A 15,787-nucleotide genomic window follows, 5' to 3' on the forward strand; every position below is an offset into this window, starting at 1 on the left:
CATGGGTGCTGGTACGAGCCCGGCCGACCGGGCCGCCTCGGCGACCGGGCCGGACGCCGGGCGGTCCGAGGAGGCGGCTGAGGCCGCGGTCGACGCCCCCGAGGCGGGTGCGGCCGAGGGCGCCGTGGAGGGCCCGGAAGGGCGCACCGGCAGCCACCCGGAGCCGGGCCCCGGCGCGACGCGCCGGTCGCGGCGCTTCACGTTCACCCGCGACACCGCGCGTCCCGAGGGCGGCGGCCGGGCGGCGGGTGGGGACGCCCCCGCGCCCGCCCGTCAGTGGCCGCTGCTCGCCGTGCTCTGCACGGCCGGGGCCGGCCTCCTGATCGTGGCCGCCGACCCCTTCGAGCAGGCCTTCCGGATCGGCACGATCCTGATCGGCGTGGCGCTCATCGGGGGCGCGGTCCTGCGTCTGGTGGTCCCCTCGGTGGGCATGCTCGCGGTGCGTTCCCGCTTCACCGACCTGGTCACGTACGGACTGCTGGGCGTCCTCATCGTGATGCTGTCGCTCATGGCGCAGCCCAAACCGTGGCTGGACATCCCGTTCCTGGAGGACGCGGTCCACTTCACGATCCGCTGACCGGTGCCCGTCCCCTCCCCCGAGAAGGGACGGACACCGGGGACGGAGCACACCGGAGCGAAATGCTCCGGAACGTGGCGACTTGAGCGGCCTTGCCCCGTCCTGACTCCAGCCTTGTGGACGGGGATCGAGGGTTCAAGGGATGACTGGGGCCTGTGGCACGGAAGTGACCATTCCGCCACGGTGTGATCGCTGGGCAACGGTGGGAGACCGACCGACCGCCGTGAGCGGGTGCGCGCCCCAGACATCCGGGAGCACGCCGGCGACTGCGCGGCTCGTCGCCGACCGCAGGGGCCTGAGCGCGGCGAGGTGGCCGGCCGCAGCCTCCTGAGCATTCGCTGGGGGCGGCCGGCCGCAGCCGCCCGATCCCGCCGGGGTGGCGGCCGGGCCCACCGGACCGGGCGCGGCGGCCGGCCCCGGTGAGCGGGGAGTGACCGGTTGTGTGCGGTGCCACAGGGGGGCGGGCGGCCGTGGGGTCCCGGGTCGGATAGCCTGACCGCTGGATATCTCTTCACGTCAAGATTCAGGGATGTCCAGCACCAGGGGCCAGGAGCCCCCACCGCCAGCTGTCTAACGGAGATCGCCATGACCCGCACTCCCGTGAATGTCACCGTGACCGGCGCAGCCGGCCAGATCGGCTACGCGCTGCTCTTCCGCATCGCCTCCGGCCACCTGCTCGGCCCGGACGTGCCGGTCAACCTGCGTCTCCTGGAGATCCCGCAGGGGCTGAAGGCCGCCGAGGGCACCGCGATGGAGCTCGACGACTGCGCCTTCCCGCTGCTGCGCAACATCGAGATCACCGACGACGCCAACGTCGGCTTCGCCGGTGCCAACGTCGCCCTGCTCGTCGGCGCCCGCCCGCGCACCAAGGGCATGGAGCGCGGCGACCTGCTCTCCGCCAACGGCGGCATCTTCAAGCCGCAGGGCAAGGCGATCAACGACAACGCCGCGGACGACATCAAGGTCCTCGTCGTCGGCAACCCGGCCAACACCAACGCGCTCATCGCGCAGGCCGCCGCCCCGGACGTACCGGCGGAGCGCTTCACCGCGATGACCCGTCTGGACCACAACCGCGCGATCTCGCAGCTGGCCGCCAAGACCGGTGCCGCCGTCTCCGACATCAAGAAGCTGACGATCTGGGGCAACCACTCGGCCACCCAGTACCCCGACATCTTCCACGCGGAGGTCGCCGGGAAGAACGCCGCCGAGCTCGTCAACGACGAGGCGTGGCTGGCCGACACCTTCATCCCGACCGTCGCCAAGCGCGGCGCCGCGATCATCGAGGCCCGTGGCGCGTCCTCGGCCGCCTCGGCCGCCAACGCCGCCATCGACCACGTGCACACCTGGGTCAACGGCACCGCCGCGGGCGACTGGACCTCCATGGGCATCCCGTCGGACGGCTCCTACGGCGTGCCCGAGGGCATCATCTCGTCCTTCCCCGTCACCACGGAGAACGGCACGTACAAGATCGTCCAGGGCCTGGACATCAACGAGTTCTCCCGCGCGCGCATCGACGCGTCGGTGAAGGAGCTCACCGAGGAGCGCGACGCGGTCCGCGAGCTCGGCCTGATCTGATCCGTACGCCCCTGGAGGGGAAGCGGACGACGCGCTCCGTACGCCCCCTCGGGGGTACGGGAACGCTTCGCTCCGCACCCCCCCCAGGGGACACGCGGACGCCACCGCCCCCGGCAGCAGTCAGTCGCTGCCGGGGGCGGTGGCGTTCGTGGGGCGGACGGGCCGCCTCAGACCGTGCGGAGCCCTCCGGCGTACTCGCGCAGGGCCGCCATGGCCCGGTGCTGGAGGCCGGGGCCGAACGTGACGCGGGCGGCGCCCAGTTCACCGAGGCGCCGCGGGCCCGGACCGTCCGACCGGGCGAGGGCGTTCAGCGGCGCCGGAACGGCCGCGGCCAGGCGGGGGAGCGCTTCGGGCGGCGCCGCGATCGGGTAGACGCCGTCGGCGCCCGCCGCCACGTACAGCAGTGCGCGGCGCACGGTCTCCGCCTCCTGGTCCGTTCCCTCCGGGACGCCGGTGACGTACGTGTCCACCCGGGCGTTGACGAACAGCTCGTCCCCGGCGACCGTCCGCACCTGCGCCAGCCGGTCCGCCTGCCACCCGGCGTCGACGAGGACACCGTCCACCGTGTCCTCCAGGTTGCAGCCGACGGCCCCGGTGGCGAGCAGCCGTTCCACCAGCTCCCGGGGCGCCAGCCCGTACCCCGCCTCGACGTCGGCCGACACGGGTACGGAGACGGCGCGGACGATGCGCGCCACCGCCGCGAACATCTCGGCGGCCGGCGTGGCCCCGTCCTCGTATCCGAGCGAGGCCGCCACCCCCGCGCTCGGGGTGGCGAGGGCCGGGAAGCCCGCTGCGGAGAGAACGCGGGCGCTCGCGGCGTCCCAGGGGCCGGGGAGGATCAGCGGATCGCCGGGGGTGCGGCCGTGGTGCAGTGCGCGGAGGGCGGACGCGGTCATCGCGGAAGGCTCCTGAGGCGGGGTGAGGTGGGCCGGGGGGAGCGGGTCAGTGGTCCCCGGGGGTGTAGTGGCCCGGGACCATGCGGGTGGACACGGCGAACCGGTTCCAGGCGTTGATCGTGATGATCGCGGCGATGAGATGGGCGAGCTCCGTCTCGTCGAAGTGCTTGGCGGCCTTCGCGTACACCTCGTCCGGCACGAAACCGTCGGTCAGGACGGTCACCGCCTCGGTCAGCTCGATCGCCGCGATCTCCTTCGGCGTGTAGAAGTGCTGCGACTCCTCCCACGCGCTGAGCTGCACGATCCGCTGGAGGGACTCGCCGGCGGCGAGCGCGTCCTTGGTGTGCATGTCGAGACAGAACGCGCAGTGGTTGAGCTGCGAGGACCGGATCTTCACCAGCTCGGCCACGACCGGGTCGAGCCCCTTCTTGGAGGCGGCCTCCAGACGGGCCATCGCCTTGTAGACGTCGGGGGCGTGCTCGGTCCACTGCATGCGCGGGGTGTGCTCGGGGGTGTACTCGGAGGTCGCGTGGCTGTGTGCGTTCGTCGTCATGGATATGACGCTACGCGGTGAGTGGCGCACCTGTATGGTCCATTTCCATGACAGATCCCTGGGCCACTTTCGGCGCCGACCTGCACCTCGACGTCACCGGGTCCACCGGGCTGCGGGCCGGCCTCATGGATGCCCTGCGGGAGGCGGCCCGGACCGGCCGGCTGGCGCCCGGGACCCGGCTGCCGTCCTCCCGGACGCTCGCCGCGGACCTCGGCATCGCCCGCAACACGGTCGCCGACGCCTACGCGGAGCTGGTCGCGGAGGGCTGGCTCACCGCCCGCCAGGGCTCCGGCACCCGGGTGGCGCAACGGTCCGAGCCGCGCCCGTCCGCCACCCGGCCGCCCCGCACCCGGCCGCCCCGCAGCCGCCCCGCGTACAGCCTGATGCCGGGGTCGCCGGACCTGGCGACGTTCCCGCGCGCCGCGTGGCTGAAGGCGGCCCGCCGCGCCCTCACCCGCGCGCCCAACGAGGCCTTCGGTTACGGCGACCCGCGCGGCCGCATCGAACTGCGCACCGTCCTCGCCGACTACGTGGCACGGGCCCGCGGGGTGTACGCGGATCCCGAACGCATAGTGGTCTGCGCCGGCTTCGTCCACGGGCTGAGGATGATGGGGAAGGTGCTGCGGGAGCGCCACGTGCGGGAGGTGGCCGTCGAGTCGTACGGACTGGACGTGCACACGGGCCTGCTCACGGACGCCGGGCTGCGCACCCCCTGCCTGCCGCTCGACGGACTCGGCTCCCGGACCGGCGAACTGCGCGGGCTGCGGGGCGCGGGTGCGGTGCTCCTGACACCCGCTCACCAGTTCCCGACCGGGGTGCCGCTCCACCCCGACCGGCGGGCCGCGGCGGTCGACTGGGCGCGCGGCACCGGTGGACTGATCCTGGAGGACGACTACGACGGGGAGTTCCGCTACGACCGCCAGCCGGTCGGCGCACTCCAGGGCCTGGACCCCGAACGCGTGGTGTACCTGGGGACGGCCAGCAAGTCCCTGGCGCCGGGGCTGCGGATGGGGTGGATGGTGGTGCCGCGGGACATGGTGGGCGAGGTGACGGCGGCCAAGGGATGGAGCGACTGGGCGTCGAGCGCGCTGGACCAGCTGACCCTGGCGGAGTTCATCGCCTCCGGCGCCTACGACCGGCATGTGCGCTCCATGCGCCTGCGCTACCGCAACCGCCGCGACCAGTTGGTCGCGGCACTGGCGGAGCGGGCCCCCGCCGTCCGCGTCAGCGGTATCGCCGCGGGCCTGCACGCCGTGCTCGAACTCCCGGAGGGCGGCGAGGCCGAGGTGATCCGCTCGGCGGCCTGGCAGGGACTGGCGGTGCAGGGCCTGTCCTCCTTCCGGCACCCGGACGCCGAGGTGCGGCGCGAGGGACTGGTCATCGGGTACGGAACACCGGCCGACAGCGCCTGGGCGGGCGCGCTGGACGCCCTGTGCCGGGTGCTCCCGTGACGCGCTCTACGCGGGCGTGCCCGAAGCCGCGGGCTCCGGGGTGTCCGCCGGGGCCTCGCCGAACCGGGCCAGGGCCAGCGCGCCGGCCACGGCCACCGCGAAGCCGGTGACCGCCAACCAGCCGAGCCCCTCGCGGGTACGGTCGCCGAGCCAGACGACTCCCACCAGCGCGGGCCCGATCGTCTCGCCCAGCACCATCCCGGCCGTCGCCGTCGTCACCGAACCGCGCTGCAGCGCCGAGGTGAGCAGCAGGAACGCCGAGCCGCCGCCCACCAGCAGCGCGTACACGGCGGCGTCGGTGACGAGCGCGGACGGCGTCACGTCGTCGATCAGCCGGACGGCGACCTCCACCACCCCGAAACCGCAGCCGGCGCCGAGCCCCAGGACGAGGGCGCGCGCCCGCTCGGGCAGCCGGCCCGCCGCCGTGCCGATCAGGAGGATGCCGACGGCGACGCCGAGCAGCCACCAGCGCAGCGCATCCGGTCCGGACAGGTGCCCCTCCCCGCCGGAGGAGAGTCCCAGCATGCCGAGGCCCGCGCACACCACGGCGACGGCCGCCCACTCGGTGCCGCTCAGCCGCACCGCGAGCAGCCGGGCGGCGACGACCGCGGTCACGGCGAGGCTCGCGGCCAGGGCCGCCCCCACCGCGTAGATGGGCAGCGAGCGCAGGGCGATGATCTGGAGGACGAAGCCGAGGCCGTCGAGCGCCAGCCCGGCCACGTAACGCCACTGGCGCACGGCCCGCAGCAGCAGCGCCGGGTCCACCCCCGCGTCGGCCCCCGGTTCGGCGGCGGCCCGCGCGGCGACGGCCTGGAAGACGGAGGCCGTGCCGAAGCAGACCGCGGAACCGAGCGCGCAGATCATCCCCAGGAGCACAGGCGGGACTCTACTGGCACGGCGCGGGCGCCCGGTCTCCCGCCGGCCGGTCGTGCCGGGACGCCCTCCCGCCGGGCGGTCGTCCCGTCGGTCAGCCGCGCAGCACCTCGCGCAGCTGTTCCAGGCCCCAGTCCAGGTCCTCCTTGCTGATCACCAGCGGCGGGGCGATCCGGATCGTCGAACCATGGGTGTCCTTCACCAGCACCCGCCGGTCCATCAGCTTCTCGGAGATCTCCCGTCCCGTGCCGTGGCCCCGCGCGATGTCGACCCCGGCCCACAGCCCACGCCCCCGCACCGCCTCCACCGCGCCGCCTCCCGCCATCAGGCCCAGCTCCCGGTGGAGGTGCTCGCCCAGCTCCGCCGCGCGCTGCTGGAACTCGCCGGTGCGCAGCATCGCGATGACCTCCAGCGCGACCGCGCAGGCCAGCGGGTTGCCGCCGAACGTCGAGCCGTGCTCCCCGGGCCGGTAGACCCCCAGCACCGCCGCGGACGAGACCACGGCCGACACCGGCACCACACCTCCGCCCAGCGCCTTGCCGAGCACATACATGTCGGGCACGACGCCCTCGTGCTCACAGGCGAAGGTCTTCCCGGTCCGGCCCAGACCCGACTGGATCTCGTCCGCGATGAACAGCACGTTCCGCTCGCGGGTCAGCTCACGGACCCCGGGGAGGTAGCCGGACGGCGGGACCAGCACCCCGGCCTCGCCCTGGATCGGCTCCAGCAGCACCGCCACGGTGTTCTCGGTCATCGCCGCCCGCAGCGCCGTCAGGTCCCCGTACGGCACGATCTCGAACCCCGGGGTGTACGGACCGAAGTCCGCGCGGGCCTCGTGGTCCGTGGAGAAGCTGACGATCGTCGTCGTCCGGCCGTGGAAGTTGTCGGCGGCGACGATGATCTTCGCCATGCCGTCCGGGACGCCCTTGACCTGGTATCCCCACTTGCGGGCGGTCTTCACCGCGGTCTCCACCGCCTCCGCCCCGGTGTTCATCGGCAGCACCATCTCCATGCCGCACAGCTCGGCGAGCCGCGTACAGAAGTCGGCGAACCGGTCGTGGTGGAAGGCCCGCGAGGTGAGGGTCACCCGCTCCAGCTGCGCCTTGGCCGCGTCGATCAGACGACGGTTGCCGTGGCCGAAGTTGAGCGCGGAGTACCCGGCGAGCATGTCGAGGTAGCGCCGGCCCTCGACATCGGTCATCCACGCGCCGTCCGCCGTGGCGACGACGACCGGCAGCGGATGGTAGTTGTGCGCACTGTGCGCACTGTGCGCCTCGGCGGAGGCGAGGGCGTTTTCCGTGGTCGACACGGGATCTCCGTTCGTCGTGCGGCGTGGGCCGGGGTCGTGCCCACTTTGTATCGTCGGTCGGATCTCCCACGAGGAAACCTTCACTTCGCGGCGTGCCCGCGTTTTCCGCTGCCGCGAGGGCCTGCCGGTCCGCCCCCGAAGCCCCCTCGCGGACCCTCACACCTTTCCCGCACCAGCTGCCCGGGATGGGTTCCGCACCTGAGACAATGACTCCCATGGCCTCTGAACGTCCCCGTGTGCTCTCCGGAATCCAGCCCACCGCAGGCTCGTTCCACCTCGGTAACTACCTCGGCGCGGTCCGCCAGTGGGTGGCTCTGCAGGAGTCCCACGACGCCTTCTACATGGTGGTCGACCTGCACGCGATCACCGTCCCGCAGGACCCCGCGCAGCTGCGTGCCAACACCCGGCTCGCTGTCGCCCAGCTGCTCGCCGCCGGGGTGGACCCGGACCGCTGCACGCTCTTCGTCCAGAGCCACGTCCCCGAGCACGCCCAGCTCGGGTGGGTCATGAACTGCCTGGCCGGATTCGGCGAGGCGTCCCGGATGACGCAGTTCAAGGACAAGTCCGCCAAGCAGGGCGCCGACCGCACCACGGTGGGGCTCTTCACGTACCCGATGCTGATGGTCGCCGACATCCTGCTCTACCAGGCCGACCAGGTCCCGGTGGGCGAGGACCAGCGCCAGCACCTGGAGCTGACCCGCAACCTCGCCGAGCGGTTCAACAGCACCTACGGCGACACCTTCACCGTGCCGGACCCGTACATCCTCAAGGAGACGGCGAAGATCTACGACCTGCAGGACCCGTCCGCGAAGATGAGCAAGTCGGCGGCGACCCCCAAGGGCCTGATCAACCTCCTCGACGAGCCGAAGACGACCGGCAAGAAGGTGAAGAGCGCCGTCACCGACACGGACACGGTGATCCGCTTCGACCGGGCCGAGAAGCCCGGGATCAGCAATCTGCTGACGATCTACTCGACGCTCACCGACACGACCATCGCCGACCTGGAGCAGAAGTACGAGGGCAAGGGCTACGGTGCGCTGAAGACGGACCTCGCCGAGGTCATGGTCGACTTCGTCACACCGTTCCGCACCCGCACGCAGGAATATCTCGACGACGCCGAGTCGCTGGACTCCATCCTGGCCAAGGGAGCGGAGAAGGCCCGGGCCGTCGCCGCCGAGACCCTGGCGCGGACCTATGACCGGATGGGCCTTCTGCCCGCCAAGCACTGAGTCCAAGGACCCTGGCGTCAACACCTCCACAGGCGGCACACTGGCGGCGTAAAGCATGCGGCCGTCAGTGGCTGGAAATAGACCATCGAGGATTGAGGAGAACGACGTGGGGACCGTAACGCTCGGCGTTTCGATCGCGGTCCCGGAGCCCTACGGCAGCCTGCTCCAGGAGCGGCGCGCGAGCTTCGGGGACCCTGCCGCACACGGCATTCCCACCCACGTCACCCTCCTGCCGCCGACCGAGGCCGAGGCGGCCCGCCTGCCCGCGATCGAGGCGCACCTCGCCTCGATCGCGACCGCCGGCCGGCCCTTCCCGATGCGGCTCTCCGGCACGGGCACCTTCCGCCCGCTCTCGCCGGTCGTCTTCGTGCAGGTCGTCGAGGGCGCCTCGGCCTGCTCCTGGCTCCAGAAGCGGGTACGGGACGCCTCCGGGCCGCTGGTGCGGGAACTCCAGTTCCCGTACCACCCGCACGTGACGGTGGCGCACGGCATCTCCGAAGCGGCGATGGACCGGGCCTACGCGGAACTGGCCGACTACGAGGCGTCCTGGACCTGCGGTTCGTTCGCGCTGTACGAGCAGGGCGTGGACAGCGTCTGGCGCAAGATCAACGAGTTCCCGTTCGAAGCGGGTGGCGGCGGCCCCGCCGTGCCCGCGCAGACCGGCAGCTCCCTGGACGCGCCGTCGCTCCACTCCTGAGAGACCTCAGGCACACCGGGCGGCGGGCCCGGCCGGTTCCCTCCGGCCGGGCCCGCTCGCTCAGACCGGCAGGCGCCGGAACAGCGGTCGCGGCACATGCCGCAGCACCGACATCACCGCCCGCAGCGCCCCCGGCACCCATACCGTCTCCGAACGCCGCCGCAGCCCCGTGACGATCGCGTCGGCCACCGCGTCCGGCGTGGTCACGAGCGGAGTCCGGGTGAACGGGATCATCGCGAGCGGAGCCTCGGCCGCCGCCGCGCCGGAACCGGCCGGCGCCGTCGCCGGACGGACGAGACCGGGGCGCACGACCATCACGTGCACGCCCGTCCCGTACAGGGCGTCCCCGAGCCCCTGCGTGAACGCGTCCAGGCCCGCCTTGCTCGACCCGTAGATGAAGTCCGCGCGCCGGGCGCGCTCCCCCGCCACCGAGGAGAGCACCACCAGCGAGCCGTGCCCCTGCGCCTGGAGTGCGCCGGCGCACACCAGCCCTGCGGAGACGGCCCCCGTGTAGTTCGTCTGGGCGACCCGGACCGCGGCCGGCGGCTCCTCCTCGTCGCGCTCCTGGTCGCCGGGGATGCCGAAGGCGAGGAGCACCATGTCGATGTCGCCCTCGGTGAAGATCTTGCCGAGGCCCGTCTCGTGGGACCCGGTGTCCAGTGCGTCGAAGTCGACGGTCCGGACATAGGCGCCCCGTCCGCGCAGTTCGGCCGCGGCGGACTCCAGGGCGGGGGAGGGGCGTCCGGCCAGCCAGACCGTGCGGGTGCGGTGGGCGATCAGGCGGCGTGCGGTGGCGAGCCCGATCTCCGATGTGCCGCCGAGGACGAGCAGGGACTGCGGGGCGCCGAAGGCATCCTTCACGAGAGCTCCTTAGAGGCGGGTGGCGGAAGGCGGGGGTGGACGGGGGTCACAGCGACAGCCGACGCGACAGATCCGAGCGGAAGGCCCCGTCGGGGTCCCACTCGGCCCGGAGCTGCCGGAACGCGTCGACCCGGGGGTACATCGTGGCCAGCGCGTCGGGGCGCAGCCGGGAGTCGTCCGTCAGGCAGACCCGGCCGCCCGCCGCCGCCACCTCCTCGTCCAGGCCGTCGAGGAAGCGGGCCAGTCCCGGCAGGGCGGCGGGCAGGTCGAGGGCGAGGCTCCAGCCGGGCTCCGGGAAGGACAGCCAGCCGGGGCCGCCCTGGCCGAACCGTCCGAGTGCGGCGTTGAACGCCGGGCAGCGCCGCTGCGAGATCCGTCCGACGATCCGGCGCAGCGTCTCCGCCCGTCTGTCCCCGACGGCGAACTCGTAATGCACGAAGCCGCCCCGGCCGGGGATCCGGTAGGCGTGCGGCGCGCGGTCCAGCGGGTGGAAGAACGTCGGGATCCGCTGCAGTTCACCGGTGCGGGACCGGGGTGCGCGGCGGTAGCGGAACTCGTTGAACGCGGCGGCGGAGACGCGTCCGAACAGCCCGCCCGGCACCAGGTCCGGCGCGGGGAAGGGCGCGGCAGGCAGGAGGGAGGGGCGGAGAGCCAGCGGTGTGCGCCGGGCGTGCGCCGGGAGCATGTGCAGGGGTGCGTGCTCCCCCTGGGTGACGACGCCGCGTCCCGTCGACCGGCCGCGGGCGGTCAGGTCGACCCAGGCGGACGCGTAACGGTGGCGGCGGCTGCCGGTGGCGAGCCTCGTCATCAAGTCGTCGAGATCGAGGGCCCGTTCGGTGTCCACCGACATCACGGACGTCGCGACCGGACGGAACCGGAGCGTGGCCGAGAGGATCACCCCGGTCAGACCCAGGCCGCCCGCGGTCGCGTCGAAGAGCGGGGTGCCGGGGCGGACCGTACGGACCCCTCCGTCCGCCGTGAGGAGTGCGAACTCCGTGACGTGACGGGAGAAGGAGCCGGCGGTGCGGTGGTCGTGACCGTGGACGTCGGAGCCGATCGCCCCGCCCACCGTGATGTGGCGGCTGCCGGGCGTCACCGGCAGGAACCAGCCGAGGGGCAGCAGCACCTCCATCAGCCGGTGCAGGCTCACGCCCGCGTCGCACACCACGAGACCGGCGCCGGCGTCGATGGTGCGGATCCGGTCCAGTCCCGTCATGTCGAGCACGGAGCCCCCGGCGTTCTGCGCCGCGTCGCCGTGCGACCGGCCCAGCCCGCGGGCGATCGAGCCGCGCGGCCCGCAGCCGCGCACCGCGGCGACGGCCTCCTCGTGACTACGGGGGTGAAAACGCAGCGCGGTCGTCGGGGCGGTACGGCCCCAGCCGGTCAGGGACACGGTGTCGACAGACATGAGGGTGACCGTATCGCCCGAGAAAACCCCTTTGAGGGATTTGTTACAACACTCACCGGAATGGGTGATTGAGGGAGTGTCAACTCGCCCACGGCGGACCGCACCCCGGTTTTCGGTGCCCGGGAGGGTAGTCGTACGTCATGGACTGGCTGAAAAAACTCCCCGTCATCGGGCCGATCGTCTCCCGGCTGATGGAGACGCACGCCTGGCGCAGCTACGAAACGCTGGTGCGGGTCCACTGGACCAGGCTCGCGGCGGCGATCACCTTCATCAGCTTCCTGGCGCTCTTCCCGTTGATCGCGGTGGGCGCGGCGATCGGTGCGGCGCTGCTCTCCACCGAGCAGCTGAACAAGATCGAGGACAAGCTCGCCGAGCAGGTGCCCGGCATCTCCGACCAGCTCGGGATCGACAACCTGGTGGCCCACGCGGGGACGGTCGGGCTGGTGGCCGGTGCGCTGCTGCTCTTCACGGGCATCGGCTGGATCGGCTCGATGCGGGACTGCCTGCGCGCCGTCTGGGAGAGGGACGACCTGGACGAGGGCAATCCCGTCCTGCGTAAACTCAAGGACGCGGGGGTGCTGTTCGGGCTGGGCGGGGCGGCCGTGGTGACCATGGGGATCTCCTCGGTCGGCTCCGTTGCCGTCGGCTGGGTCGCCGATCTGCTCAACATCCCGGAGGACGGCGCGGGCGGGGTGCTGCTGCGGATCGCGGCCCTGGTGGTGGGGGTGATCGCGGACTTCCTGCTGCTGCTCTACCTGCTGACCCTGCTGCCCGGCGTCGAGCCGCCGCGGCGCCGGCTCATGGTGGCCGCGCTGATCGGCGCGGTCGGCTTCGAACTGCTCAAGCTGCTGCTCGGCAGCTACATGAAGGGCGTCGCCTCCAAGAGCATGTACGGAGCCTTCGGCGTGCCGATCGCTCTGCTGCTGTGGATCAACTTCACCGCGAAGCTCCTGCTGTTCTGCGCCGCCTGGACGGCCACGCGGAGCAAGGGCGAGGAGCCCGCGGAGGAGACGAAGGACGCGAAGGACGCGGAGGACGGGAAGGACGCCTCCGCGCCCGTCGGCGACCGCGAAGCAGGCGGCAGCAGCCGGGCCGACCGAGGCGGCCGGGCCGACCGAGGCGGCCGGGCCGACCGAGGCGGCCGGGCCGGCCGCGGCACTGTCAGCGGCGTGGGACGCGGCGCACCAGGTCCGGCAGCGGCCACCGCCGGTTGACCAGGAACACCGCCCCGGCCAGCAGGACCAGCGCCCCGCCGGCGATGCCCAGGGCGATCCCGACTCCGCCGGAGCTGTCGTCGGCCGCGGCGGCCTTCGTGGTGCCGGGCCCGTTCACTCCCTTGTCCATGGCCGGCCGGTCGGCCTGCGCGCCCTTGCCCGTAGCCGTACCCGTATCGGTTCCGGTTCCGGCGGACTTCGGCGCGACGAGTTCGCCCACCGGGGTGACCTTGCCGCTGGCGGCGAAGCCCCAGTCGAGCAGGCTCGCCGCTTCGTTGTAGACGGCGTGCGTCTTGTCGGACGACGGGTTCATGACGGTGACGAGCAGCACCTTGCCGTTGCGCTCGGCTACGCCCGTGAAGGTGTTCCCGGCATGCGTCGTGTAGCCGTTCTTGACACCCGCGATGCCGGCGTACGGGGTGACGCCATCGGCCCCGGTGAGCAGCCGGTTGGTGTTCTGGATGCCGAAGCTCTCACGCTTCTTGCCCTCCTCCTGCTTCCCCGGGAACTGCGCCGTGGCGGTCGCGCAGTACTCGCGGAAGTCCGCCTTCTGCAGCCCGCTGCGGGCGAACAGCGTGAGGTCGTACGCGCTGGAGACCTGGTTCGGGGCGTCGTACCCGTCGGGCGACACCACCGTGGTGTCCAGGGCCTGGAGCTCCTCCGCGTGGGCCTGCATGTCGGTGACGGTCTTGGGGACACCGCCGTACATCGAGGCCAGCACGTGCACCGCGTCGTTGCCCGAACGCAGGAAGACCCCGAGCCACAGGTCGCGCACCGTGTAACTGAGGTCCTCCTTGACGCCGACCAGGCTGCTGCCCTCACCGAGATCGGCGAGGTCCTGGTCCTTCACCGTGTACGTGAGCGTCTTGGGCTGCAGCGCCGGCGCCTGCATCACGGTGTCGGCGAAGAGCATCTTCAGCGTGGAGGCGGGAGGCAGCCGCCAGTGCGGGTTGTGCGCGGCGAGCACGTCGCCGGTCTCCGCGTCCGAGACCATCCAGGACCTGCCGGTCAGATCCTTCGGCAGGACCGGTGCGCCGGCGCCGAGATTGACCTGGGTCCCGCTCCGGCCGAGCTGCGCGCCACCGACCTGCGACATGCCGGTGGGCGGCTTCGGCTCGTCGTCCGCGGTGTCCTGGCCGGCCGCCGAGGCGGGACCGACGAGGAAGGCGGACAGCAGAGCGGCAGAGGTGACCGACAGCGCGGCCTTCTTGAGAGCTGGCACGAGCGAAAACGTACATGCAGTTGATCTGATTATTGATACCGGTGGTGTGACCCGCCGTGCGGACCGCCGGGACAGCCCACCCCGGGCGAGCCGGCCGGAGCGTGGCGGAGATACTGATTCCATGAAGCTCAGCCGCCCCGTCTCCTGGTTCCTGCTCGCTTTCGGGGTGTGGAGCTGGTTCATCTGGATCACTTTCGTCAAGAACCTGTGGAAGGACGGCAGTGGTCTCGCCTTCGACGACGCGGGTGACCCGACTGCCTACTTCTGGGTGCATCTGCTGCTCGCCATCACGTCCTTTCTTCTGGGGACGGCCGTCGGAGTGATCGGGTTCCGTGGCGTCAGGTCCCTGCGCGGCAAGGACGCCTAGCGCGTCGACTTCCGGCCGAAACCGGATGAGGGACAAACAGGGGCGAACGAGGCGGGGGAGTGTGCGTGGCGGTCATGGGTCTCGCTCTGGCGGCGGTCGTGGTGCTCGCACTGCTGGCCCTCGTGCACCGCTATGTGTGGCGTCGCTTCGTCGGTGACACGACGACGGCGGGCAGCCTCCCGCGCAGGGCCGGCACGGTGGCGGTGTACGTCCTGCCGCTGCTGAGCGTCGGCGCCCTGGTCTCCGGACGCACGGGTGCACCCTTCTGGCTCCAGCGGGTCCTGGCCTGGCCCGGCTATCTGTGGCTGGCCGCCCTGCTCTACCTGACACTCGCCCTGCTGGCCGGCGAGGCGGTACGGCCGCTGCTGCGCCGGCTGCTCGCGCGCCGGACCGCGGGCACGCGGGAAGCGACTGCCGAGGCGCCGGAAGGGGCTGTCGCGGCATCGGAAGCGGCTGTCGCCGCGACGGGCGCGCGGACGCCGGGCGCGCGGACACCGGAGGCGCTCGCCCCGGAAGCGCCGGACCCCGCACCCCCGTCCGCCTCCACCGCCTCGCTCTCCACCCCCTCGCGCCGCCTCTTCGTCGCGCGGGCCGTCGGGGGCGCCGCGGCCGTGGCCGGGCTCGGGACGACCGGGTACGGCGCCTACGGGGTCCTGCGCGGCCCCCGCGTCAAGCGCGTCACCGTTCCGCTGGCCAGGCTGCCCCGGTCCGCCCACGGCTTCCGGATCGCCGTCGTCAGCGACATCCACCTGGGCCCGATCCTGGGCCGGGCCCACACGCAGCGGATCGTCGACACGGTCAACCGGACCCAGCCGGACCTGATCGCGGTCGTCGGAGACCTCGTCGACGGATCGGTCGCCGATCTCGGCCCGGCCGCCGAACCGCTGGCCCGGCTGCGGTCCCGGCACGGCGCTTTCTTCGTCACCGGCAACCACGAGTACTACGCGGGGGCCGCCGAATGGGTGGATCACGTAAGGGAATTGGGTCTGCACCCGTTGGAGAACGCCCGGGTCGAGATCGGCGCCTTCGATCTCGCGGGGGTCAATGACCTCGCGGGCGGGAGTGAAGGGCAGGGCCCCGATTTCGGCCGGGCGCTCGGCGACCGCGACCGCAGCCGCGCCGCCGTCCTCATGGCCCACCAGCCCGTCGTCATCGACGAGGCCGTCCAGTACGGCGTGGACCTCCAGCTCTCCGGGCACACCCACGGCGGCCAGCTCTGGCCGGGCAACTACCTCGCGGAACTGTCCAACCCCACGGTCGCGGGCCTGGAACGCTACGGCGACACCCAGCTGTACGTCACGCGCGGCGCCGGAGCCTGGGGCCCGCCCGTGCGGGTCGGCGCCCCCTCCGACATCACCGTCGTCGAACTCGCCGCGCGGCAGGCGTAATCACCGCTGAACCGCCGGTAATACCTGATCGGGTGACCGGTCGTGAACCCTCTGTATCCGGCGTATCGGCCCAAGGTTTCAAGTAACGAACAAAAGGCTATGAGCCTCTGATTTCCTCTTCCAGATGTGAAATTCGTGTGATTGGCTGAGCGCGAACGTGCGGTGAT

At 72.4% G+C, this 15,787-nt stretch carries 15 protein-coding genes; 8 read left to right on the forward strand and 7 right to left on the reverse strand.

The features are described from left to right. Window position 1 precedes the first annotated feature (1 nt). Window positions 2–577: a DUF3017 domain-containing protein gene (locus ABZ454_RS24815; protein ID WP_356315528.1), complete on the forward strand. Its 576-nt coding sequence runs from the start codon at window positions 2–4 to the stop codon at window positions 575–577. A gap of 585 nt (window positions 578–1,162) precedes the next feature. Beyond that, window positions 1,163–2,152: a malate dehydrogenase gene (locus ABZ454_RS24820; RefSeq protein ID WP_136327632.1), complete on the forward strand. Its 990-nt coding sequence runs from the start codon at window positions 1,163–1,165 to the stop codon at window positions 2,150–2,152. 167 nt (window positions 2,153–2,319) lie between these two features. On the opposite strand, the gene ABZ454_RS24825 is transcribed toward ABZ454_RS24820, so the two are convergent. Together ABZ454_RS24825 and ABZ454_RS24830 are read right to left on the reverse strand one after the other, a co-directional pair. Beyond that, window positions 2,320–3,048 (reverse strand): isocitrate lyase/phosphoenolpyruvate mutase family protein, encoded by a 729-nt coding sequence (locus ABZ454_RS24825; protein ID WP_359540991.1) that lies wholly within the window; start codon window positions 3,046–3,048, stop codon window positions 2,320–2,322. Between the two features lie 46 nt (window positions 3,049–3,094). Continuing rightward, window positions 3,095–3,601, reverse strand: a complete 507-nt coding sequence (locus tag ABZ454_RS24830; RefSeq protein ID WP_359540993.1) for a carboxymuconolactone decarboxylase family protein — start codon at window positions 3,599–3,601, stop codon at window positions 3,095–3,097. 47 nt (window positions 3,602–3,648) lie between these two features. Here ABZ454_RS24830 and ABZ454_RS24835 point away from each other — a divergent pair, with 47 nt between their 5' ends. Beyond that, window positions 3,649–5,052, forward strand: coding sequence for a PLP-dependent aminotransferase family protein (locus ABZ454_RS24835; RefSeq protein ID WP_359540995.1), 1,404 nt, complete (start codon window positions 3,649–3,651; stop codon window positions 5,050–5,052). A gap of 6 nt (window positions 5,053–5,058) precedes the next feature. Here the strand turns inward: ABZ454_RS24835 and ABZ454_RS24840 are convergent, their stop codons facing one another. Next, the gene (locus ABZ454_RS24840) at window positions 5,059–5,916 is read right to left on the reverse strand and encodes a hypothetical protein (protein WP_359541097.1); all 858 of its coding nucleotides are present in this window, start codon (window positions 5,914–5,916) and stop codon (window positions 5,059–5,061) included. A gap of 103 nt (window positions 5,917–6,019) precedes the next feature. Then, a complete protein-coding gene (gene rocD / locus ABZ454_RS24845; RefSeq protein ID WP_359540997.1) occupies window positions 6,020–7,234 on the reverse strand; it encodes an ornithine--oxo-acid transaminase in 1,215 nt (404 codons plus the stop codon). A gap of 215 nt (window positions 7,235–7,449) precedes the next feature. Here rocD and trpS point away from each other — a divergent pair, with 215 nt between their 5' ends. Beyond that, the gene (gene trpS, locus ABZ454_RS24850; RefSeq protein WP_359540999.1) at window positions 7,450–8,463 is read left to right on the forward strand and encodes a tryptophan--tRNA ligase; all 1,014 of its coding nucleotides are present in this window, start codon (window positions 7,450–7,452) and stop codon (window positions 8,461–8,463) included. A 106-nt stretch (window positions 8,464–8,569) separates the two neighbouring features. Next, complete coding sequence (locus ABZ454_RS24855) at window positions 8,570–9,160, forward strand: 2'-5' RNA ligase family protein (protein WP_359541002.1); 591 nt, start codon at window positions 8,570–8,572, stop codon at window positions 9,158–9,160. 60 nt (window positions 9,161–9,220) lie between these two features. Here the strand turns inward: ABZ454_RS24855 and ABZ454_RS24860 are convergent, their stop codons facing one another. Then, window positions 9,221–10,021 (reverse strand): decaprenylphospho-beta-D-erythro-pentofuranosid-2-ulose 2-reductase, encoded by an 801-nt coding sequence (locus ABZ454_RS24860; RefSeq protein WP_359541003.1) that lies wholly within the window; start codon window positions 10,019–10,021, stop codon window positions 9,221–9,223. Between the two features lie 46 nt (window positions 10,022–10,067). Beyond that, window positions 10,068–11,429, reverse strand: a complete 1,362-nt coding sequence (locus ABZ454_RS24865) for an FAD-binding oxidoreductase (protein ID WP_359541004.1) — start codon at window positions 11,427–11,429, stop codon at window positions 10,068–10,070. A gap of 140 nt (window positions 11,430–11,569) precedes the next feature. Here ABZ454_RS24865 and ABZ454_RS24870 point away from each other — a divergent pair, with 140 nt between their 5' ends. Next, window positions 11,570–12,643, forward strand: a complete 1,074-nt coding sequence (locus tag ABZ454_RS24870) for a YihY/virulence factor BrkB family protein (protein WP_359541007.1) — start codon at window positions 11,570–11,572, stop codon at window positions 12,641–12,643. On the opposite strand, the gene ABZ454_RS24875 is transcribed toward ABZ454_RS24870, so the two are convergent. Beyond that, a complete protein-coding gene (locus tag ABZ454_RS24875) occupies window positions 12,591–13,865 on the reverse strand; it encodes a D-alanyl-D-alanine carboxypeptidase (RefSeq protein ID WP_356315498.1) in 1,275 nt (424 codons plus the stop codon). The genes ABZ454_RS24870 and ABZ454_RS24875 overlap by 53 nt on opposite strands. Before the next feature lie 121 nt (window positions 13,866–13,986). Between ABZ454_RS24875 and ABZ454_RS24880 the strand changes: the two genes are divergently transcribed. Together ABZ454_RS24880 and ABZ454_RS24885 are read left to right on the forward strand one after the other, a co-directional pair. Continuing rightward, window positions 13,987–14,232, forward strand: a complete 246-nt coding sequence (locus ABZ454_RS24880; RefSeq protein ID WP_356315495.1) for a hypothetical protein — start codon at window positions 13,987–13,989, stop codon at window positions 14,230–14,232. A 74-nt stretch (window positions 14,233–14,306) separates the two neighbouring features. After that, window positions 14,307–15,620 carry a metallophosphoesterase gene (locus ABZ454_RS24885; RefSeq protein ID WP_359541100.1) on the forward strand — a complete coding sequence of 438 codons (1,314 nt, stop codon included), beginning with the start codon at window positions 14,307–14,309 and terminating at the stop codon, window positions 15,618–15,620. The last annotated feature ends 167 nt before the right edge of the window (window positions 15,621–15,787 follow it).

Source organism: Streptomyces sp. NPDC005803 (genome assembly GCF_040630435.1).
GTDB lineage: Bacteria > Actinomycetota > Actinomycetes > Streptomycetales > Streptomycetaceae > Streptomyces.